This window comes from Butyrivibrio sp. (assembly GCF_017433805.1).
GTDB lineage: Bacteria > Bacillota > Clostridia > Lachnospirales > Lachnospiraceae > Butyrivibrio.
In genome coordinates this window covers 1-20,004 of sequence record NZ_JAFRGN010000012.1, presented here as the reverse complement: position 1 = coordinate 20,004, position 20,004 = coordinate 1, and the positions used below count along the sequence as shown (strand labels likewise).

The 20,004-nt window shown below is 40.5% G+C and carries 25 protein-coding genes; 4 read left to right on the top strand and 21 right to left on the bottom strand.

The annotated features are described in order from the left end of the window. The 8 genes from IJI01_RS03395 to IJI01_RS03360 all read right to left on the bottom strand — a co-directional run. A partial coding sequence (locus tag IJI01_RS03395) for a hypothetical protein (protein WP_292185871.1) occupies positions 1-200 on the bottom strand: 200 nt, incomplete at its 3' end. A gap of 468 nt (positions 201-668) precedes the next feature. Then, the gene (locus IJI01_RS03390; RefSeq protein ID WP_292185868.1) at positions 669-1,190 is read right to left on the bottom strand and encodes a GNAT family N-acetyltransferase; all 522 of its coding nucleotides are present in this window, start codon (positions 1,188-1,190) and stop codon (positions 669-671) included. Next, the gene (locus IJI01_RS03385) at positions 1,187-1,456 is read right to left on the bottom strand and encodes a CD3324 family protein (protein ID WP_292185865.1); all 270 of its coding nucleotides are present in this window, start codon (positions 1,454-1,456) and stop codon (positions 1,187-1,189) included. Before IJI01_RS03385 ends, IJI01_RS03390 begins: the two co-directional genes overlap by 4 nt. A gap of 248 nt (positions 1,457-1,704) precedes the next feature. Beyond that, entirely contained in the window at positions 1,705-2,568 is an 864-nt protein-coding gene (locus tag IJI01_RS03380) for a GNAT family N-acetyltransferase (protein ID WP_292185863.1), read from the bottom strand. A gap of 172 nt (positions 2,569-2,740) precedes the next feature. Next, positions 2,741-3,820 (bottom strand): plasmid recombination protein, encoded by a 1,080-nt coding sequence (locus IJI01_RS03375; RefSeq protein ID WP_292185860.1) that lies wholly within the window; start codon positions 3,818-3,820, stop codon positions 2,741-2,743. 204 nt (positions 3,821-4,024) lie between these two features. After that, the gene (locus tag IJI01_RS03370) at positions 4,025-4,258 is read right to left on the bottom strand and encodes a hypothetical protein (protein WP_027204527.1); all 234 of its coding nucleotides are present in this window, start codon (positions 4,256-4,258) and stop codon (positions 4,025-4,027) included. A 107-nt stretch (positions 4,259-4,365) separates the two neighbouring features. Beyond that, entirely contained in the window at positions 4,366-5,340 is a 975-nt protein-coding gene (locus IJI01_RS03365) for an AAA family ATPase (RefSeq protein WP_292185855.1), read from the bottom strand. Between the two features lie 129 nt (positions 5,341-5,469). Continuing rightward, complete coding sequence (locus tag IJI01_RS03360; RefSeq protein ID WP_013280038.1) at positions 5,470-5,706, bottom strand: hypothetical protein; 237 nt, start codon at positions 5,704-5,706, stop codon at positions 5,470-5,472. A 162-nt stretch (positions 5,707-5,868) separates the two neighbouring features. Between IJI01_RS03360 and IJI01_RS03355 the strand changes: the two genes are divergently transcribed. Both IJI01_RS03355 and IJI01_RS03350 read left to right on the top strand, forming a co-directional pair. Then, entirely contained in the window at positions 5,869-6,393 is a 525-nt protein-coding gene (locus IJI01_RS03355; protein ID WP_292185840.1) for a helix-turn-helix domain-containing protein, read from the top strand. A gap of 54 nt (positions 6,394-6,447) precedes the next feature. Next, a complete protein-coding gene (locus tag IJI01_RS03350) occupies positions 6,448-7,500 on the top strand; it encodes a tyrosine-type recombinase/integrase (RefSeq protein ID WP_292185837.1) in 1,053 nt (350 codons plus the stop codon). A 156-nt stretch (positions 7,501-7,656) separates the two neighbouring features. On the opposite strand, the gene rpsI is transcribed toward IJI01_RS03350, so the two are convergent. From rpsI to IJI01_RS03320, 6 genes are all read right to left on the bottom strand, one after another. Continuing rightward, on the bottom strand, positions 7,657-8,055 hold the full coding sequence (gene rpsI / locus IJI01_RS03345; RefSeq protein WP_042256441.1) for a 30S ribosomal protein S9: 399 nt from the start codon (positions 8,053-8,055) through the stop codon (positions 7,657-7,659). Between the two features lie 26 nt (positions 8,056-8,081). Further along, positions 8,082-8,510 carry a 50S ribosomal protein L13 gene (gene rplM, locus IJI01_RS03340; protein ID WP_292185830.1) on the bottom strand — a complete coding sequence of 143 codons (429 nt, stop codon included), beginning with the start codon at positions 8,508-8,510 and terminating at the stop codon, positions 8,082-8,084. Positions 8,511-8,794: 284 nt separating this feature from the next. Further along, on the bottom strand, positions 8,795-9,583 hold the full coding sequence (gene truA / locus IJI01_RS03335) for a tRNA pseudouridine(38-40) synthase TruA (RefSeq protein ID WP_330623046.1): 789 nt from the start codon (positions 9,581-9,583) through the stop codon (positions 8,795-8,797). A 62-nt stretch (positions 9,584-9,645) separates the two neighbouring features. Further along, positions 9,646-10,449, bottom strand: coding sequence for an energy-coupling factor transporter transmembrane component T family protein (locus IJI01_RS03330; protein WP_292185827.1), 804 nt, complete (start codon positions 10,447-10,449; stop codon positions 9,646-9,648). Further along, on the bottom strand, positions 10,443-11,294 hold the full coding sequence (locus tag IJI01_RS03325; protein ID WP_292185824.1) for an energy-coupling factor transporter ATPase: 852 nt from the start codon (positions 11,292-11,294) through the stop codon (positions 10,443-10,445). The genes IJI01_RS03330 and IJI01_RS03325 overlap by 7 nt, the downstream gene beginning before the upstream one ends. A gap of 13 nt (positions 11,295-11,307) precedes the next feature. Then, complete coding sequence (locus IJI01_RS03320; protein WP_292185874.1) at positions 11,308-12,156, bottom strand: energy-coupling factor transporter ATPase; 849 nt, start codon at positions 12,154-12,156, stop codon at positions 11,308-11,310. A 176-nt stretch (positions 12,157-12,332) separates the two neighbouring features. On the opposite strand from IJI01_RS03320, the gene IJI01_RS03315 reads away from it, so the two are divergent. Further along, complete coding sequence (locus IJI01_RS03315; protein WP_292185821.1) at positions 12,333-13,268, top strand: M15 family metallopeptidase; 936 nt, start codon at positions 12,333-12,335, stop codon at positions 13,266-13,268. A 177-nt stretch (positions 13,269-13,445) separates the two neighbouring features. On the opposite strand, the gene IJI01_RS03310 is transcribed toward IJI01_RS03315, so the two are convergent. The 7 genes from IJI01_RS03310 to IJI01_RS03280 all read right to left on the bottom strand — a co-directional run bounded on the left by IJI01_RS03310 (position 13,446) and on the right by IJI01_RS03280 (position 18,579). Further along, complete coding sequence (locus IJI01_RS03310; RefSeq protein ID WP_292185818.1) at positions 13,446-13,982, bottom strand: bL17 family ribosomal protein; 537 nt, start codon at positions 13,980-13,982, stop codon at positions 13,446-13,448. Between the two features lie 161 nt (positions 13,983-14,143). Further along, positions 14,144-15,103, bottom strand: coding sequence for a DNA-directed RNA polymerase subunit alpha (locus IJI01_RS03305; RefSeq protein WP_292185815.1), 960 nt, complete (start codon positions 15,101-15,103; stop codon positions 14,144-14,146). A gap of 82 nt (positions 15,104-15,185) precedes the next feature. Then, a complete protein-coding gene (gene rpsD / locus IJI01_RS03300; RefSeq protein ID WP_292185813.1) occupies positions 15,186-15,779 on the bottom strand; it encodes a 30S ribosomal protein S4 in 594 nt (197 codons plus the stop codon). Positions 15,780-15,944: 165 nt separating this feature from the next. Further along, positions 15,945-16,352, bottom strand: a complete 408-nt coding sequence (rpsK, locus tag IJI01_RS03295) for a 30S ribosomal protein S11 (RefSeq protein ID WP_013280024.1) — start codon at positions 16,350-16,352, stop codon at positions 15,945-15,947. A gap of 104 nt (positions 16,353-16,456) precedes the next feature. Further along, positions 16,457-16,825: a 30S ribosomal protein S13 gene (gene rpsM, locus IJI01_RS03290; RefSeq protein ID WP_026490014.1), complete on the bottom strand. Its 369-nt coding sequence runs from the start codon at positions 16,823-16,825 to the stop codon at positions 16,457-16,459. Between the two features lie 192 nt (positions 16,826-17,017). Beyond that, on the bottom strand, positions 17,018-17,131 hold the full coding sequence (gene rpmJ, locus IJI01_RS03285; RefSeq protein WP_013280022.1) for a 50S ribosomal protein L36: 114 nt from the start codon (positions 17,129-17,131) through the stop codon (positions 17,018-17,020). 134 nt (positions 17,132-17,265) lie between these two features. Continuing rightward, positions 17,266-18,579, bottom strand: a complete 1,314-nt coding sequence (locus IJI01_RS03280; RefSeq protein WP_292185803.1) for a transglutaminase domain-containing protein — start codon at positions 18,577-18,579, stop codon at positions 17,266-17,268. 258 nt (positions 18,580-18,837) lie between these two features. Between IJI01_RS03280 and IJI01_RS03275 the strand changes: the two genes are divergently transcribed. Next, the gene (locus IJI01_RS03275; protein WP_292185801.1) at positions 18,838-19,833 is read left to right on the top strand and encodes an aldo/keto reductase; all 996 of its coding nucleotides are present in this window, start codon (positions 18,838-18,840) and stop codon (positions 19,831-19,833) included. Positions 19,834-20,004: the final 171 nt, after the last annotated feature.

Here is a 20,004-nt window from a genome sequence, read left to right as displayed (position 1 = left end):
TCCGGTGAGAACCAGTACCAAAAAATCAGCATCGATATTATTGCAAAAACGCATACACCTATGTTCCCTGCATTTTCTGAAATTGCATTACCTATAGAACCTCCTATTCCAGCTAAAAGCGACGGAAATAGTATGCTGAGTATAATGGCGATATAGGGCATCTTTTCGCATATCGAATGCTTTCTTGTTTTTTTATCCAAGCGTAACCTCCCGATTAGCTATCATGAAAAACATGACAAAATATTGCGCTTAGTTGCATAGATACTCTATTTCCATTGTATTAGATTTAGACTGCCAAAGTCTACTTCGCAAGAAGATTTTCGACTTTTTTTAGAAAATCTTTGTATTGTATTGCGCCTACTTTTTAAGATATTTCTCTATCCCAGGAATTCTTCCTGTCCAAAGAGATTGGCTGTCATTCCAAAATGAGCCAGGAACCCCGTCCCCCTGGTCCACTTTCAGCACACAAAAAAGACTCGGTACAATGTACCGAGTCTTCTGAAATCTGCAATAGCAGATTGATTATCTCTTTGAGAACTTTTTCATTGCCTTAAGTGCCTTGTTTTGGGCATTCCTAGGGCGAGTTGCTGTTTACCTGCTGCGTACGCAAGAAAGCTCAGGGCTGCTGTATGCGGCTGGTGGCAACTCTGTTATTTTTTTATAAACTGTCAATTCGCTTTCTTCCAAACGCTCTTACTTATTTCATATACTCCGTCATGATATGGACCTTCTCCGGTAAAAAAGGTTTCGAATCCACATTTTTCCAGAACTCTGCCTGATGCTTTATTCTCTAGAAGGCGAATACCATAAACTTCTGAAATACCAACTCTATCTGTTATCACTGGAAGAAAAGCACTTACTGCCTCTGTAGCATATCCCTTTCCGGTGTATTGTTTTGCTACATGATATCCAATTTCCCATTTACCATCACCGATAGGAACTAGCTGCACATAGCCAATATTTGTGCCTTCTTCCTTTGTAATCAGTGCGTAGATAAGAGGTCCTTCAGTAGAATTATACTGTGATATTATGAACTCTATAGTTTCCTTGGCTTCTTCAAGTGTCTCAAAAACTTCATCAGGGACGAATCTCCTAATATCCTCGTCCAATGAGTTTTTGTGAACATCCATTGCCATATCCATCGTCATTTCTGTAATTTTTAATCTATCTGTTTCCAATAAAATATTCATCTTGTTCCTTTCTGGTCTCGCAACACTCTGTAAATAGTTTTTTCTGACAAAGAATACCTCTTCGATAATTCTGTTACCGGAATACCAGCTTTGTGCTCATTGCATATATCATGGTTTCTTTTTCTATAATACTGTCTTGAATGAGTATAGCTTCCCCAGGTCTGCTTTTCTGTACAAGGGATATAAATACTTTTCCCGCATACATACTGTTGTATAACCTCAATAAGTTCTTTTGGCAGAATTTCTTCTGCTTTAATATAGCTCATAAATCCTCCTATTCTTTTTTCGGATTCATCTGAGCTTAATTATTTTGTTTTATTTTAAGCTCAGATTACTGAGCAATTACATATCTTTTCATACTATTTCTCCTTTCAAGTACCACATTGTTTATAATAGCACTACTGCCTGTAAATTACACTCTCAACTTTAATTCTAGTCAAATATGAGAAAACGGCATTTAGCTTCAGTTTGCCCGCTCCAATCCTTTTCGAGTTGGAGCGTTTTACTGAAATATTTATGCATGTGTTATCTCTTGCATCATAAATTCATCATGGCAACTATTCTCAAAAAATTTTCCTTTTACAAAGAAAGTAGTGTCTTCCTCATGAAGTTCGCTTTTTTCAAAGCCAATGGCATCTTTGGGTGTAAAGCAAAGGATAACTTTCTTCACTTGTGATCCAAAAGCCTTGATAACTTCATCTACAGTACCATCTCCTATAATTGTATGAAGAATTAGTGTATCATCTTCTATTTCTGCAATAGCGTAGCTCCTGCAATCAGCAATAAAGAACAAATTCTCCGTCATAAACTGCGATAGGTAAAACATATATAATCCGGTATTATCCACCATATACAATTGTGCATTCTGACCTGTTTTTTCTAAGATTTCGACTATTCTGTCAAAATCACTTTTACCTTTCAGTGGAACCATCTCAGCTTTACATTCATCTGATATTATCACTTCTTTTGAATACTGATATTCCTTTGCTTCCCTAAATCCAAATTTAGGATAAAACTCAAGTACAGAATCATTAGCGAAGAGATATATTCCATCCACTTTTCCTTCATAATCTCTCATGATTTCTTCCATAAGAGCTCTGGCATATCCCTTTCCTCTATGGCCATTGTCTGTCATAATCGTTCCAAGCTGTATCAGATTAACAATCTCACCTTTATAATTCATGTTACAGGTGTTGACTGAAACATTTGAAACAACTTCACCATCTATCACGACAGAATAAGGAATGTAGTTATCCTTCCAAAATCCATTTTGATACCAGTTTTCAAAATTAAGACCAAAAGTCTTTTCAGCCAATCTGTTAAAAGACGCCCTAAGATTTTCGTTATTTCTATAATTCTTTTCTATGCAAAATTTCATAATATTGCTCCTTTTTTGCAATCATTTAATCCCTCAATCATGCACTTAACTGGAATATAATATGTTGTTAATAGACTCTGTGATTGAATTTATAACCACTTTGTTATTCTATCCAATGTATATCCGTAAAACAAGGGCGTTTTCACGCCCCTGCCTACTGCTATCATAGCATTCATCTTTCTGGACTGAGATTGTTCCTATTGAGATTTGGACCTTGCTGTTCCTTCCTCTGATCTACGATTGTCTGGTTCTCTCTTAGCTTTTGTAAGAGACTTGTCCTAGCCTTTTCAGCTACCTCCTGCTTCTTGGTCTTATCCCACCATTCTTTGAATGTTTTGAAGGCTTTTGAGACCAGTTTTCCAAGTGTAGTCTTAGGATTTTCAAGTGTTGCGTATCTCATGAATTCCTTTTTCATTTCCGTATTTACCACTGAGTCCACATATTGATTAACTGTGCTTTCGATGTCCTCCTTCATTTCTTTAGCCGTTCCATCCAGAGCTTCAATCTGTGTTTCCTTCTCTTGGCACTTATCTTCTAGCTTTTCATATTCTTGCTGCTTTAGCCTTAAGTAGAACTCTTTTGAGAAGTCACTGTTCCTGCCCTTTTCTTTTGGCTTAAGTGTTTCATCTCCAAAGATCTCCGGATGGTCTTTCATCTGATGTTCTACAAATTCGTGCATCTGATCCTGTATCATTTCCAGTCTTTTCTGATCGAATACTTTTGTTTTTGCCACCTGCTTGCTTAGTCCTCGTTTGTATCCTGTTGCTACCGGAACTCCTACTACGTGCATATGAGGTGAATCCTCATCCAAATGTATTACTGCCGATGCGATTTTGAATTCCGGAACTATTTCTTTTACATATTCAAGCTGTTCCCTTAACAGTGGCTTCATTTCATTCCACTGTTCTCTCGTCTTATCAGCCCAGAACTCCTTATCTCCTACTTGGAGAATTACTTCTGTAGCCACATCGTTCTTTTTGCTTTCGGATACATACTCCAGATAGTCCGGAATTTGTCTGTCGCTTCTCTTATCTTTGTTGTATTCCGCAAGAGCTTCGGAGAATTCCCTTTCGTAAATCTCTTTTACATCGTCGAGAATATTTACTTCACTCCCGACTTCCACTTCGATCATTTCTTCGTTATACTCTTCACTTTGAAATAATCGAAGATTGTGTTTGCTCACCGATACCACATCTCTTGTTTTGGTGAGCGAATGTTTCTTACATGAGATGTGAAATGTTACTGTTATCATAAACTAAATCCTTTCGTATTTTTTTGCCGCCGGCAGGCCCCTCGGAGAGCCCCCGGATAATGATGTGTAATGTCATTATCCATAGGGGGTTACCCATAACGCCACGTTATGGGGAAGCTCGCTCCGCTCGCCTGCCAAATCATTCATTCCTTGGCTGATTATTACCGGAGCGTGTCACGCTCCCGTTCAATCCATCAAAGGAAATCACCATCTAAAATCCTTGTGCATTCCCACCATGTCGAGGTAGTCCTGACGAGCTTTTTCCTTCTCCTCTTCTGTGGGTGCTGTCTTGAACTTTGAATAGATTTCATGCCTCGCTAGTTTTTCCATCTTGTCCTCAAGTTCTTTTTTGATCAGATCAGTATCTTCGTCGAACTCAAAGACCAGTAATCGTATCAGCCTTATAAATAATTCCTGTGATATCTGTACGTTTTTCATTCGTCCCTTTCTTCTAGTCCGCAACAATGCAGTGTCTTTGTCTTTTTACAACCTTACAATCTTAAGAGTGTAACTTTAGGCACCTTACATTGTTGCGGTCTTGATTATCATTCGATTTCTTTTAATATCCAGTACCAGGTATTGTTGATTCTCCTGGCTTTTATTCCAAGTTCGTTTTTGGCTATTTCCAGAGTTCTTTTTGATATATCCTCTTCTTTAGCCAGTTCTACTGCCTCGTTACTTGGGATCATATTATGGTCTTCAGCCAATTCTCTCAGAAGAGCTATCGCCTTTTCCTGCTTATTCGCTTTCGGTGCGATTCCTCCGAGAACTTCGTCTGCGGTTATTTCATAATCTCCAATCCACTCGAATCCCTTTTCTGATAATCTGAAGGCCTTGGAATGTCCAAATGCTGATAAGTTGTTCTTTATTTGGACTATTGCTCTTAGTTCCGGTTCTCCTTCTATCCTTCCTACCAGCAGGACACTTCTTGCTACTGCGTAGAAGTCAATTGATCCCATCCCTCGATAAGCTGCCTTGTTTCCGGAAGCTTTGTTCATGTGTCCGATTAGGATGATTGCACATTTGTACTTCTCCGCTAGAGCTCCCAGCTTCTTAGTCATATCTCTTGCTTCGTTAGCTCTATTCATATCCATTCCGCCTCCGAGATATGCCTGTAGTGGATCAAGGATCAGGAGTTTTGCTCCAGTCCTTATGATTGCCTGTTCAACTCTCTCATCTACCATTGATAGCGATTTATCACTCTCATCTATCACATGGATTTTGGAGCAGTCAGCCCCGGCACCTTCAAGTCTTGGCTTTACCGTATCAGCCAGTCCGTCTTCTGCTGTCTGATATATGATGTTTATTGGTTCCTCACTGTGCAGACCTGTATCTAACGAAATTCCTTTTGATAACTTCGCTGCTGCATTTAGTACAAAAGTTGTTTTTCCATCTCCGGGATCTCCCTGAATGATGGTAAGCTTTCCATATGGTATAAACGGATACCATAGCCAGGAAACTTCTTCAGCTTCTACATCTGACATCTGGATAAGCTTTAATTCTGGTTTGCTTGTTTCCATTTAGATTCCTCCAATCTTACTTTTTTGTTGAACTTGGCCGGAACCCTTGCTATACTTTATTTAATCGAATTTACAAAAGCTCCGGCTTTTCATTTACTCTCTTGTTACCAGCAAGAGAGTTTTTTCTTTTTAGACTGCTTCTGGACTAAAGTATCCAATCTCTTCCCACACCTTTCTGTCTGGACAATAGTAGTTGTATTCACTGGAATTTTCTTTCTTCATGGCATATCCAAATTTGAATATCCCCTGCTGGATTCCAATTCTTACGAACTGTGCATCCTTGTGCATTGCCTCGGCAACCTCAGTTATAGGAACATTTCTACCGGTAAATCTTGGTAGTTCTACATATAACTTTTTGTCTTCCATACTTTTCACCTCCCTTCTTTCAAAATGCGAATTATCAGTTCGTATTTTGATAATACGTCTTCATAATTCATTTGTCAACAATAAATATGTATTTTCAATTCGTAATACGCTCTTGTAATTCGTGTTACTACGTGTTACAATTCACACAAGGAGGTCAGTACAATGAATAATGGATCTGATATAGGAAATAGAATTAAAGAAGCCAGAAAAGCTCAGCACCTCAGTCAAACTGAACTGGCTAACAGACTAGGTAAAACCATGCGTACAGTACAGAAATATGAAAGCGGTGAAATAGAGCCTTCAATAGGTGTACTGAATGAGATAGCAAATATTCTTAATATCTCTCCTGCTGAACTTATTGGATATCAAAAGAAGAACATCACTTTAGATACTCTCTCAGATGTCCTCTATGTTCTTAACGAACTAAATAAAAAAGCAGGGATTAACTTCAATATAGACGTAAATCGTCCACCCAAAACCGAAGAATGGAGCTGCAGTCTTAAATTCATGGGAAACGATGAAGCAGCAGAAAACAACTCAGATCTCTGCCTCTTTCTGGAAAGATATGCAGATGAGCGAGAGAGCCTTGAACAAGGCCTATCAAATGAAGATAGATTTAATCACTGGTTTGAAACAGAACTTGCATACTACGCAAATGTAGCATTGCCCGATAAGAAAGGTGATTAAGGGACTATCCCCTTTTTCATAAATTACCTGAGCATCAAAGGAGGTCGATATTATTTGAAATTACCAAACGGATATGGAAGTGTTATGAAAATGTCCGGGAAACGCAGAAAGCCCTATATGGTAAGAGTAACCACCGGATGGACCATTGATCCGGAAAAAGGTACCAAAAAGCAGACGTACAATGTCATAGGATATGCTGAAACCAAGCAGGAAGGCTTGCAAATGCTATCAGATTATCATCAGAATCCATTTGATACAAAAGCAGCCAAAATGACATTCACAGACGTATATAATGCCTGGTCTGAAGCAAAGTATCCTGCCATCTCTAAATCCAACGTACATGGGTATACAGCCTCATATAACGTATGTGGCACCCTTTACAACAAAACTTTTAGAGATATAAGGCTGGCAGAGCTTCAAAATGTCATTGATACCTGCGGAAAAAATTATCCTACACTCCGTAAGATCAAAGTCCTTTTCAATCAGCTTTACGATTACGCCCTTAAGAACGATATCTGTAACAAGGACTATTCCGAATTTGTAGATATCCTCAAGTATAAGGACAAAAATCCAAATAAGGTTGAGAGAGATATCTTCTCAAAAGCTGAGATTGACAGGCTATGGGAACTCAAGGATGATCCGTTCTACCAGACAGTACTGATGCTGATTTACAACGGCTGTAGAATATCTGAACTACTGGATTTGGAAAAGAAAAATGTTCATCTTGAAGAACAGTATTTCGATGTGATACTAAGTAAGACTGAAAATGGTATCAGAAAGGTTCCTATAGCAGATAAGGTTCTACCATTCTACAAAGCCTGGTATGAATCCTCTGATTGTGAATACCTTCTTCACACAGATGACAACAAAAAATTCACCTACAGGAACTATAAAGACAGCTACTGGACACCACTAATAGAAAACCTTGGTATGGAGCACAATCCTCATGATACTAGGCACACCTGCATATCAATGCTGGCGGAAGCTCATGTGGATCCTACAATGATCAAGAAAATCGTAGGACACTCCGGAGCAATGTCTCTGACAGAGAAAGTGTACACACACCTTGATATCCAGTCTCTGGTAGAAGCAATTAACAAGATCTAAGGCTTGAGAATTTTGCTGTCTACCTGCTGTTTACTCGCTGTTTACGGTACAAAATTTTCTGCGTTTCACCACAACTGAATACAATTATAGATAAAAGAAAAACCCCAGAAACACTGAGTTTCTGAGGTTTGTAAATTCTTTTTGAATCTCGAAAGATTATCTCTTTGAGAACTGAGGTGCTCTACGAGCCTTCTTGAGACCGTATTTCTTTCTTTCCTTCATACGAGGATCTCTTGTAAGGTATCCAGCCTTCTTAAGTGTAGGTCTGTACTCATCTGAATCAGCCTGAAGAAGAGCTCTTGAAATACCATGTCTGATAGCACCAGCCTGACCTGTTGTGCCGCCGCCTCTTACTGTAACTACAACGTCAAACTTATCTGCTGTCTCTGTAGCTACGAGTGGCTGTCTAACGATAACCTTGAGTGTCTCAAGTCCGAAATACTCATCGATAGGTCTCTTGTTGATTGTTATATTTCCATTTCCGGATACAAGGTATACTCTTGCGATTGACTTCTTTCTTCTACCTGTTCCGTAGTAACTTGCTGACTTTGCCATTTTATGTTCTCCTTTCAACTACCCGATTAAAATGTTAATACTTCAGGCTTCTGAGCTGCATGTGGGTGCTCAGCTCCTGCGTATACATGGAGTTTTGTGTACATCTCTCTACCAAGAGATCCCTTAGGAAGCATTCCCTTAACGGCATGCTCGATAACTCTCTCAGGCTTGTCCTGGAGCATCTGACGAAGTGAGTACTCCTTGTGATGTCCAACGTAATCTGTGTGGTGCCAATACATCTTCTGATCAAGCTTCTTACCAGAAACCTTAATCTTCTCTGCATTGATAACGATTACATAATCTCCTGTGTCGATGTTAGGAGTGTAGATTGGCTTGTTCTTTCCTCTAAGTACGTTTGCAACGTTAGAAGCAAGACGTCCAAGTGTCATATCTGTAGCATCAACTACATACCACTTCTTCTCAACTGTAGTTGCACTAGGCATATAAGTTTTCATTGTGTTTCCTCCAGTAAATAATTGCTCATTAAAATTGATACATTGCAAAGACCCTTCACCTGATCTATGCATTTATAACGATGTACATATTGAAGCTTACCGGGACAACAATATGACATTACCGCGTTATATCAGTCACGTGGACTGACAAATGTGCAAACGGACATACCGTCACACAGTAAGATATTATATGACCTTCAAGTCCATATTGTCAAGGTCAAAATCACCATTTCAGCAAGAAATTTACCAAAATTTTAGTACTATTTATCGTTTGTTTTTAGGAATTATGCTTCCTCATCAGTAGCTTTCGGTCCAGGAATGCCATCAAGGAATTTATATTCTATGAGGAAAAGACCTTCTGCAGGTGCTGTAGGTCCAGCTGCTGCCCTGTTTTTCTTCTCGAGGATGGTCTTAACCTCTGATGGATCGCCTCTTCCGCGTCCTATCTGCATAAGAGTTCCAGCTATTATGCGGACCATATTGTACAAAAAGCCATTACCAGTAACAGAAATAACTACTTCATCGCCATTTCTGGTAACTGTTATGTCCTTGATAGTCCTCACATGGCTCAGAGCCTGGGATTCCACATTACAAAAGCTTGTAAAATCATGCTCTCCAACAAGGTGATGAGCCGCAGCATTCATCAGATCAATATCGAGTGGCATGCTGAAGTGACAAGCATAAAATCTTCTGGTCGGATCCATGATCTGAGAATTGACTATCCTATATTCGTAAGTCTTCTCAGTATCACAATGCCTTGGATGAAAATCCAACGCTACTTCTCTTGATTCCACAATTCGAATATCCTGTGGAAGCTCATGGTTAAGGGCAAAAATAAATCTATCTCCCGGAATTGTACTGGTTGTATCAAACACAGCAACATTGCCATAGGCGTGAACTCCGGCATCAGTCCTGCTGGCGCCGATAACCTGAACCTGCTCACCAGTAAGCCTCTCAATAGCCCTGTTAAGCTCGCCCTCTATAGTGTTGGGAGTACTGCTCTGCAGCGCCCAGCCACTATAAGCTGTTCCGTCATATGAAACTGTCAGCATAATCCTGCGGATATCGCCCATAAACAATCCTTATCTAAATATCATAGTAAACGCTGCCTATATCAACTGATATATTCCGATCATCAGAACAGTATCCTGCCCATAACAACGATAAGTACCAGGTACAGTATTATAACAAGATACGCAAGTCTGTCTCTCTTTTCATAAATAAGAGGCTTCATCTTGGTCCTGCCATCGCCGCCCTTGTAGCATCTGGCTTCCATAGCCATAGCAAGGTCGTTGGCTCTTCTAAATGCAGATATGAAAAGAGGCACCAGAAGTGGAACAAGACTCTTAGCTCTTTTAATAAGTGAGCCACTCTCAAAATCAGCTCCTCTGGCCATCTGCGCCTTCATGATCTTGTCAGTCTCTTCCATGAGGATTGGAATGAATCTGAGTGCTATAGACATCATCATGGAAATCTCATGAACAGGCACCTTGAACAGACGAAGTGGTCTAAGAAGTCTCTCAAGCCCGTCTGTCAGATGATTAGGAGTTGTGGTAAGTGTCATCAGTGATGATCCTGTAATGAGGAACACAAGCCTTACAGCCATCATAGCTGCCATCTTAAGACCTTCTTGAGTGATAGTAAATTTCCATACGCTCACGATCGGTGTTCCAGGAGTAAGGAATAAGTTGAACACCATAGTCAGGAGCAGCAGGAAAAAGATTGTCTTCATTCCCCTGAAGATAAACTTAGGCGGAACCTTGGATAAATAGATAACCATAGCCAGGAAAAGAGCTGCTATCACATATCCTATGAAATTGTTGGCAACAAACAAGGATACTATGAACGCAAATGTTGCTACCAGCTTGACTCTTGGGTCAAGGGAGTGTATCACAGATTCAGTTCTATAGTATTGACCTAAAGTAATATCTCTTAGCATTTTCCAAACGCCTTTAATATCTCATTTTTTGCATCTTCCAGTGTTGTTACATCAGTATCCACTGGGAAGCCGGCCTCATGCAGTTCCTGCATCACGTATGTAACCTGTGGCGCAGCAAGGCCTATCTCTTCTAACTCTTTGTAATGCTTGAATACTTCCTTGGGCTCATCGTCAAAAGCAACACGGCCCTTATTCATAACTATGATTCTCTGAACATAATTAGCCACGTCATCCATGCTATGGCTCACCAGAATAATAGTGATGCCCATTTCCTCATGAAGCTTGGAGATCAGATTCAGAATATCCTCACGGCCCTTAGGATCAAGACCAGCTGTTGGCTCATCAAGAATGAGAACCTCTGGCTTCATGGCAAGAACGCCTGCTATAGCCACTCTTCTCTTCTGACCACCAGACAGATCAAATGGTGACTGGTAAAAATATTCATCATCAAATCCAACCTGCTTGAGGGCTTCATAAGCACGAAGCTCTACTTCTTTCTGTGGAAGACCCAGATTCTTGGGGCCAAAGCACACATCCTTAAAGCAATCTGTCTCAAAAAGCTGATGCTCAGGATACTGGAAAACAAGTCCTACCTTGGCTCTCAGGCTCTTTTTATCATAATCAGAATCGTTGATATCCTTGCCATCATAGAAAACACAGCCGCTGGTTGGCTTCTCAAGGCCGTTCATGTGTTGGATCAGCGTAGACTTGCCAGAACCTGTATGTCCGATAAGGCCCACAAACTGGCCATCCGGAATATTCAGGCAAACGTCGATCAGCGCAGCATGCGCCATAGCTGTATCTTCGTCATATATGTAATTAACGTGATCAAGTATTATTGACATATCTATTCCTACGTTATCTCTTAATCTTCTTGAGTTCCTCTACGAACTCTTCTCTTGTAAGAACGCCATCTGGAAGTGGAAGTCCAGCCTTCTTGAGTTCATGTGCAAGAAGTGTAACCTGTGGAACGCCGAGTCTTAGCTCTTTTAACCTATCAACCTGGGAAAAGATCTCACGAGGAGTTCCAGTCATCTCAACATGTCCCTTGTCCATAACGAAGACTCTGTCCGCGTAAATAACCTCTTCCATGTAATGGGTGATGAGAATGATCGTGATATTCTCTACCTGGTTAAGGGCTCTTGCTGCCCTGATTACTTCCTTACGTCCATTTGGATCAAGCATGGCTGTTGGCTCATCGAAAATAATGCACTTAGGATGCATCGCGATTACGCCAGCAATTGATACCCTCTGCTTCTGTCCACCAGAAAGGTGGTTAGGTGAAGACTTCCTGAACTGTAGCATTCCTACAGTCTTAAGACTCTCTTCAACTCTTTCCCAAATCTCCTGAGTTGGAACGCCCATGTTCTCTGGGCCAAAGCCGACGTCTTCCTCTACAACCTGACCAATGATCTGGTTGTCCGGATTCTGAAATACCATTCCAGCTTCCTGTCTGATATCCCAAAGGTGGCTGTCATCCTCAGTATTCATGCCGTCCACAAAAACTTCGCCCTCCGTAGGATACAAAAGAGCGTTAAAATGCTTGGCAAGTGTGGACTTACCTGAGCCGTTATGTCCCAGAATAGCAATGAATTCGCCAGGCTTAACATCGAGGTTCACATTATCTACTGCCCTTGTGATACCCTCTACGTTGCCTTCTTCATCGCGTCTGATATATTCAAATACAAGTTTATCTGTACGAAGCATATTCTTATCCTTAAAAAGAGCTGTCAAACTCTCTGTAGCTCTTATCTGGCATGTATTTATTACCCGATACTGCATAATTTTACTAGAGTTTACGGGCAAATACAAGCTATTAGTGGTATTATAGTTATGTTCAAATCACGTAAATTATATAAGACCAATTTGGGGGAAAAGAAAAATTGAATAACAAATATACCAAAGACTTAGTTCTGCTAGGTGCGCTTATTTTCGGCTGTTCTATACTGGCCAGATACATGGCACGCGGGGAAACTCTGGCAGAGTATGATAAAGCCAAGGCAGAAAGTAGTATTGAGGCGACTGTGCTAGCATCTGATCAAGCGTCAGCAAATGTATCTAAGGAAGCGGCTTCATCATATGCAACAAGTACAAATGAGTCCGTTGCATCTGCATCTATAGAATCATCCAATAATGATGCATCAACATCTGCATCTTACGCAAGTACTACCAACGATGCTTCCACAGATACCTCAAATAGCGAAATAATTGCCGTTTATGACAGGGTAAACTATATGGATGGATTTTATCACGAATCTCTTACACAGGACGTTATAGACAAAATTACAGGCATTTCGTATGTAGAGAATGATAACGTAAGTCTGGATGACTTAAGATACTGTAGTCTCTTATATAACGATTTTGATGGAAACACTCAGACAGGTGAGATGATATGCAATAAAAAGATTGCACAGGACGTAATAGAAATCTTCGCAGAGCTATATTCAAGCGGATATCAGATTGAGAGTATCAAGCTGATTGATGAGTTCGGTGGCGATGACACAGCCTCTATGCTGGCTAATAATACTTCCTGCTTTAATTACAGAGTTGTGGATGGCACAACCAAGTTATCCAATCATGCTTATGGCCTTGCTATCGACCTTAATCCTTTCTACAACCCTTATATCACCTACAATAAAGATGGCACAACTAATGTATCACCTGAAGGAAGCTTACCTTATGCAGACAGATCAGCAGCCTTCCCTTACAAGATTGATGAAAATGATCTGGCTTACAAGCTCTTCAAGGAACATGGTTTTAAATGGGGTGGCGACTGGAATTCAGTAAAGGACTACCAACACTTTGAGCGTCCAAATTGAGCCATGCGCTTGCATGAAAAATATATGCGTTGGAAGCTCGCTTACATAAGCATATATGTTTCTATGCAAGGATACGGCGAATGCCGTACAACGAGGAATTTGCATCGCAAATTTCGAGTAGAGCGCATGTAATAAAAAAAGGGATGAGGCATGGCCTCATCCCTTTATCTTTAGCTATTAAACGAGCTCGAGAACAACCATCATAGCTGCATCGCCTTTTCTCTGGCCGATCTTGATCATACGAGTGTAACCACCCTTACGATCTGCATACTTAGGACCGTACTCATCGAAAAGCTTTGCTACAAGGTCAACTTCCTTTGTGTTCTTCTTTCTTCCAGCCTTCTCAGTAGGAACTTCAACTACTGGATAAAGAGTCTTAAGAAGCTGTCTTCTTGCGTGCATTCTTGAAGGAAGATCCTTCTTGATTTCCTTCTTAACAGTTGTGTACTTTGTAACCTTCTTGCCGTCAACAACTTCCTTTACTCTCTTACCGTCTTTGTCCTTCTCAGGAACCTTGCAATCAACTGTAAGTGTCTCGAAGTTGTCCTTCTCCTTAGCTGCAAGAGTGATCATAGGCTCTACGATCTTCTTGATTTCCTTAGCTCTTGCCTCTGTAGTAACGATCTTTCCATTGTAAAGAAGTGCTGTTACCTGGTTACGAAGAAGTGCTCTTCTAGGTTTTGTAGCTTTTCCAAGCTTTCTGTACATTGCCATAATGTTTTACATCCTTTCTCATCTGCAGGATTCCTCCTGCTGTGGTACATCATGAAATGCGCTTTGGACTTACTTGCATGATGTTGTTAGTGTTAACCATGAGAATCCGCCTCAGTACACATCGGCTTTACCTTCAGCGGATAATTGTCTCACTAGTATGATTACTGTTCGCCGTCCTGTCTAAGTGAGAGACCGAGCTCATCAAGCTTAGCAAGAACTTCCTCAAGTGACTTACGTCCAAGGTTACGAACCTTCATCATATCGTCAGAAGTCTTGTTTGCAAGCTCCTGAACGGTATTGATACCAGCTCTCTTAAGGCAGTTGAATGAACGAACTGAAAGCTCAAGTTCATCAATTGACATCTCGAGAACCTTACCCTTCTCGTCATCTTCCTTCTCTACCATAACTTCTGCAGTCTTAGCATTCTCGGAAAGATCGATGAAGAGGCTGAGATGCTCACTAAGGACCTTAGCTGCAAGGCTTACAGCCTCGTCTGGAGCAAGTGTTCCGTCTGTGTGAACATCAAGTGTTAATTTATCAAAGTCAGTAACCTGACCTACACGAGTATTCTCTACTGTTACGTTTACTCTCTCTACAGGTGTGTAGATAGAATCGATAGCGATAACTCCGATTGGAAGATCGCCAGCCTTATTCTTATCAGAGCTTACATAACCTCTTCCCTTTGTGATAGTAAGCTCCATGTAAAGCTTAGCATCCTTGCCGGAAAGTGTAGCGATAACCTGATCTGGATTCATGATCTCTATATCCTGGTCAACCTGGATATCAGAAGCCTTTACAACACCCTCGCCATTGAACTCAATGTATGCAGTCTTAGGCTCGTTTGTATCAGAAGAATTCTTGATAGAAAGGTTCTTGATATTCATGATGATCTCAGTTACATCTTCCTTTACGCCAGGAATTGAACTGAACTCATGCAGTACGCCTTCGATTTTGACCTGACTTACTGCTGCTCCAGGTAAAGAAGAGAGCATAATCCTGCGAAGGGACTTGCCCAGTGTAATACCGTAACCTCTCTCAAGAGGCTCAACTACGAATTTACCATACTTCTTATCATCTGAGATTTCAGCAACTTCAATATTTGGTCTTTCAAAATCAAACACTGATATACCCTCCTTATGTGGTTTGTTAACAAGTTATATTATATATGATAATGAATTGCCACGCAATTTCATATATTATACATTACTTAGAATACAACTCGACGATAAGCATTTCGTCAACTGGTACATCAATAACTTCTCTTGAAGGAAGTTCCTTAACTGTACCCTGGAGATTGTCCTTGTTAACATCAATCCACTCAGGAACGAGTCTGCCAGCTGTGATCTCTGAGATATCCTTGAATCTCTGGATATTCTTAGCAGCTTCCTTGATTTCGATTGTATCGCCAGCCTTTACAAGATATGAAGGAACGTTGATCTGCTTGCCATTTACAAGAACGAACTTGTGAAGGACAACCTGTCTAGCCTCTCTTCTTGTTCTAGCGAATCCCATTCTGAATACTACGTTGTCAAGTCTTGACTCAAGAATTGTCATAAGGTTTGAACCTGTCTGACCCTTCATTCTGTCTGCTCTGTCATAGTAGTTTCTGAAAGGCTTCTCAAGTACGCCATAGATGAACTTAGCCTTCTGCTTCTCGCGGAGCTGAAGTCCGTACTCGCTCATCTTCTTACCAGCTCTAGCTGATGTTCTCTTGGACTTCTTATCATATCCAAGGAATGTTGGATCTAAATCAAGTGATCTGCATCTCTTTAAAACGGGAACTCTGTTTACTGCCATTTTAGGCTCCTTTCTTTTTCTCAAAATGAATCTTGTCCATTTTGATGTTGTTTACAATGTTTGCTGAATAATCAGCATTCGCACCTTCATCCAACGAGTTAAATTTCACATAATATATATGCACATGTAACTACATTGTTGAGTATATAAGCTATAAGCTTACGATTATACTCTACGGCGCTTAGGTGGGCGGCATCCGTTATGTGGTACAGGTGTTACGTCTGTGATAGATGTAACTGTAAGACCGCTTGCAGCAAGAGCTCTGATTGCAGCTTCTCTTCCTGAACCTGGTCCCTTAACGAATACATCAACAGTCTTAAGGCCATGAATAAGAGCAGCCTTAGTTGCTGTCTCTGCAGCTACCTGTGCAGCATAAGGAGTAGATTTCCTTGAACCCTTAAATCCCAGACCGCCAGCACTTGCCCAGCTAAGAGCGTTACCTGCAGCATCTGTCAATGTAACGATTGTGTTATTGAAAGATGACTGGATATGTGCCTGTCCGTGTTCAACGTTTTTCTTGACACGCTTCTTTGCAGCTGCCTTCTTTGCAGCTGATGCTTTCTGATTTGCCATTTTAAACTAACCTACTTTCTTCCTAATAAATCTATTTATATTGTTACTTTTTTGAACCTGCCATGCACAAGCTCAACATGATACAAAAGCTATATTAAAAGAAATTATTTCTTCTTGTTAGCGATTGTTCTCTTTGGTCCTTTTCTTGTTCTTGCATTTGTCTTTGTTCTCTGACCACGGCAAGGAAGTCCTCTTCTGTGACGCATTCCTCTGAAGCATCCGATCTCTGTGAGTCTCTTGATGTTCATAGCAACTTCTCTTCTAAGGTCACCCTCTACATCGTAGTCGTTACCGATAATCTCGGCGATTTTCTTAACTTCTTCGTCTGTAAGATCACGAACACGTGTGTCCGGATTTACTTTTGCAGCCTCAAGAATCTTGTTTGAGCTTGTTCTACCGATTCCGTAGATGTATGTCAAACCGATCTCTACTCGCTTATCTCTAGGTAAATCTACACCTGCAATACGAGCCATTTTAATTCCTCCATTTACAAATAAAAAATTGTTTCTAATCGAGAAGCTTTACTCCTCTTGCTCCAACCTATTTCGTCAGAGCTGTTACTTGTTTGATTGGGGTCATTTCTAATAAAGACCCAACCGGACAAAGTATAATCCGATCTTTCCAATACACATTGGTATCAAAAAGTAATCCGAAAACGGCTCGAATTATCCCTGTCTCTGTTTGTGCTTAGGGTTGTCACAGATAACTCTGATAACACCCTTTCTCTTAATAACCTTGCACTTTTCGCACATAGGCTTAACAGAAGACCTAACTTTCATCGTTACTCCTTTCCTGCATGGTAAAAACAGCATAATGCTTAAAGAAGGGCATAATTATCCCCTCTCCTAAAAAGACCATTTAGCATCATAACACATACAAAATCAATTATCAACTATTTTTTTACAAAATTTCATTATTGATTTGTCGTTGGCGATTTGGCATATTTTTTCCCATTACATGCAGGCAGATACTGGGAATTAAACATGCGGATATGCCTGTGAAAATCCTTGTCGGATTGATTGAAATAATTATAGTTAACGGGATCTTGATCATCCCATGTAACATCTACATTATAATAATCGTCTCCAAGCTTTATTATATTCCAAGCGTGCATATCACCAGAAATAAGGCCGCCACCCCATCCAACTGACAGATATGTAGGAACGTCCAGCTGTTGCATGAGAAGCTGGAAAGCCTTTGAATATCCGGCGCACACTGTCTCTTTTTCCACGATCGCACTATAAGCGCTCTGATCAAGTGGTGTATCCTTATAAGTCAGTCTTTCAACCAGCGTATTATGAACATATACTTCCTTATCATAATCGGTCTTGAAAGTCTGCTCTGCTGCGCCTGCCAGGAAGCTGTCGATCATTGTATCAAATGTATTACGTGCCTGAGCAATATCGCCCAGCTCATCCTCATAGAAATAGAGCTGCAGCTTAACAACATTTCCTTTATAGTCGTACTCTGTGTACATCTTGGTATTGAGCCAGAACAGCTCAGGATGGTCGTAGATTACGCTCATAAGGGCATTATTGCACTCCTGAGGAGTTGCCTTAGTAACTGGTAAAAAAGTAGTTCTCTCAGCCAGAGTATTTGCATAAATCTGCTTATAGAGCTGCTTGCACTTATCTGTGAGCATGTTGTAATAAGGGTAGTAGGTACTTCCAAAGGTATAGTCTATGCCCGTACTTCCCATGCTTATTTCGCTTATAGCCTGTTTAACATCATCTGCAGTTTCGAGCTCGATCACGTTGCTTTCTGGCTGCACAAGACCAGTCATATCATCCGTGATGTTGTAATAGGTTGTATCGTCAGTAGGATCTTCGCTAAGGTCCTGATTAACCAATGGCTCTTCTGCTTCTTTTACTACATCTTTATCTATTCCGGAGCTGCTCCAGTTGCCCTCATATTCAGAGAATTCTTTTTCCTGTTTTTCAGACACGGTAAAAGAGCTGACATAAGAGGCTGCATCTGCAACATCGCCTATTATGTCCGCCAGCGCATTTTCTTTTCCCGTCTCGTCTTCAGCTGTTGTTGCCGCCATAGCTGCGCCTTCTTCAGCCTCTTCCGGATTCTGGGATCTGATATATTCACTTAATCCTTTTGACGCATCGGATGCTCCTTTGGCTACTTCCGGATTAATTCCACACAGGACAATAAAGCCACACGCAGCAATCACGATGGCCAAAATCAAAGCTAATAGTTTGCCCAATAGTTTCTTCATAGCGATTCCTTCCTTGTCTATGCGCACATGAATTCAATATCTATATCGGCAGGTTTTGCCATAATATTAACGGCTCGAAACATACAATTTCATTTATATTTAATTTTCTATACTATGTAAAAATTGCTGACTTGAACGTTTATATACGAATATAGTTGACCGTTATAACCACATAGCTTACGCTTATTTTAAGGGATAACCATATATTTCCGATTTCCTATAATTCAAATTTTCAATCAAATACTAATGGAGAAAACTATGTACACAGCAAGCGAAAACAGATATGAAAAAATGCAGTTTAATCGTTGTGGTAAAAGTGGACTTAAGCTCCCAGCTGTTTCTTTAGGCCTTTGGCACAATTTCGGAGACACTGGTGACTTCGCCAACATGGAACAGATGTGTTTTACCGCTTTTGATAACGGAATCACACATTTTGATCTTGCTAACAACTATGGTCCAATGGAAGGCTCTGCTGAGATCAACTTTGGTAAGATCCTGAAAGAGAGCATGCATCGCTATAGAGACGAGATGATAATCTCTACAAAAGCTGGTTACTATATGTGGCCAGGCCCTTATGGTGACTGGGGAAGTCGCAAGTATCTGATAGCCAGCCTTGATCAGTCTCTTCAGAGAATGGGACTTGATTATGTGGATATCTTTTACCATCACAGAATGGATCCTGAAACTCCTCTTGAGGAAACTATGGAAGCACTTGCGCAGATCGTCAGAAGTGGCAAGGCGCTCTATGTTGGTATTTCCAACTACGATGGGCCAACTCTCGAGAAAGCTACAGCTATCCTGAATGAACTCCGCGTTCCATTTATCATCAACCAGAATCGCTACAATATTTTTGACAGAACTATTGAGAAGAATGGGTTAAAAGAGAAAGCAAAAGAGCTGGGTAAAGGTATAATCTGTTTCTCACCGCTTGAGCAGGGTCTTTTGACAAACAGATATCTTAATGGAATTCCTGAAGACAGTAGAATCCGCACTGATGGCAGATTCCTTAAAGAAAATCAGCTTAGCAAAGAAAAGCTTGATAGTATAAGAGCGCTTAACGATATTGCAGGTCAGCGTGGACAGACTCTTGCTGAAATGGCTCTTGCATGGCTTTTGAAAGATGAGTATATTACATCAGTCATAATCGGTGCATCCAAGCCATCTCAGATTCTTGACAACATAAAGGCAATTGAGAACACGACCTTCACAGAATCAGAGCTTGCTGAGATTGATAAGATCGCTGCTTCATTCTAATAAATAAAAAAAGAAGTCAGGTCGCAAGGAATGAACAGGGGTCTGTCAAGTAAACAAGTTAAATAAACAAATTAAGCATAGAAAAAAGGTGATCACTTCATAGGATGTGGTCACCCTTTTTGATTATCGAGATTATATTCAGCTTGCAATGATGACGGCCTTAGCTGTCAC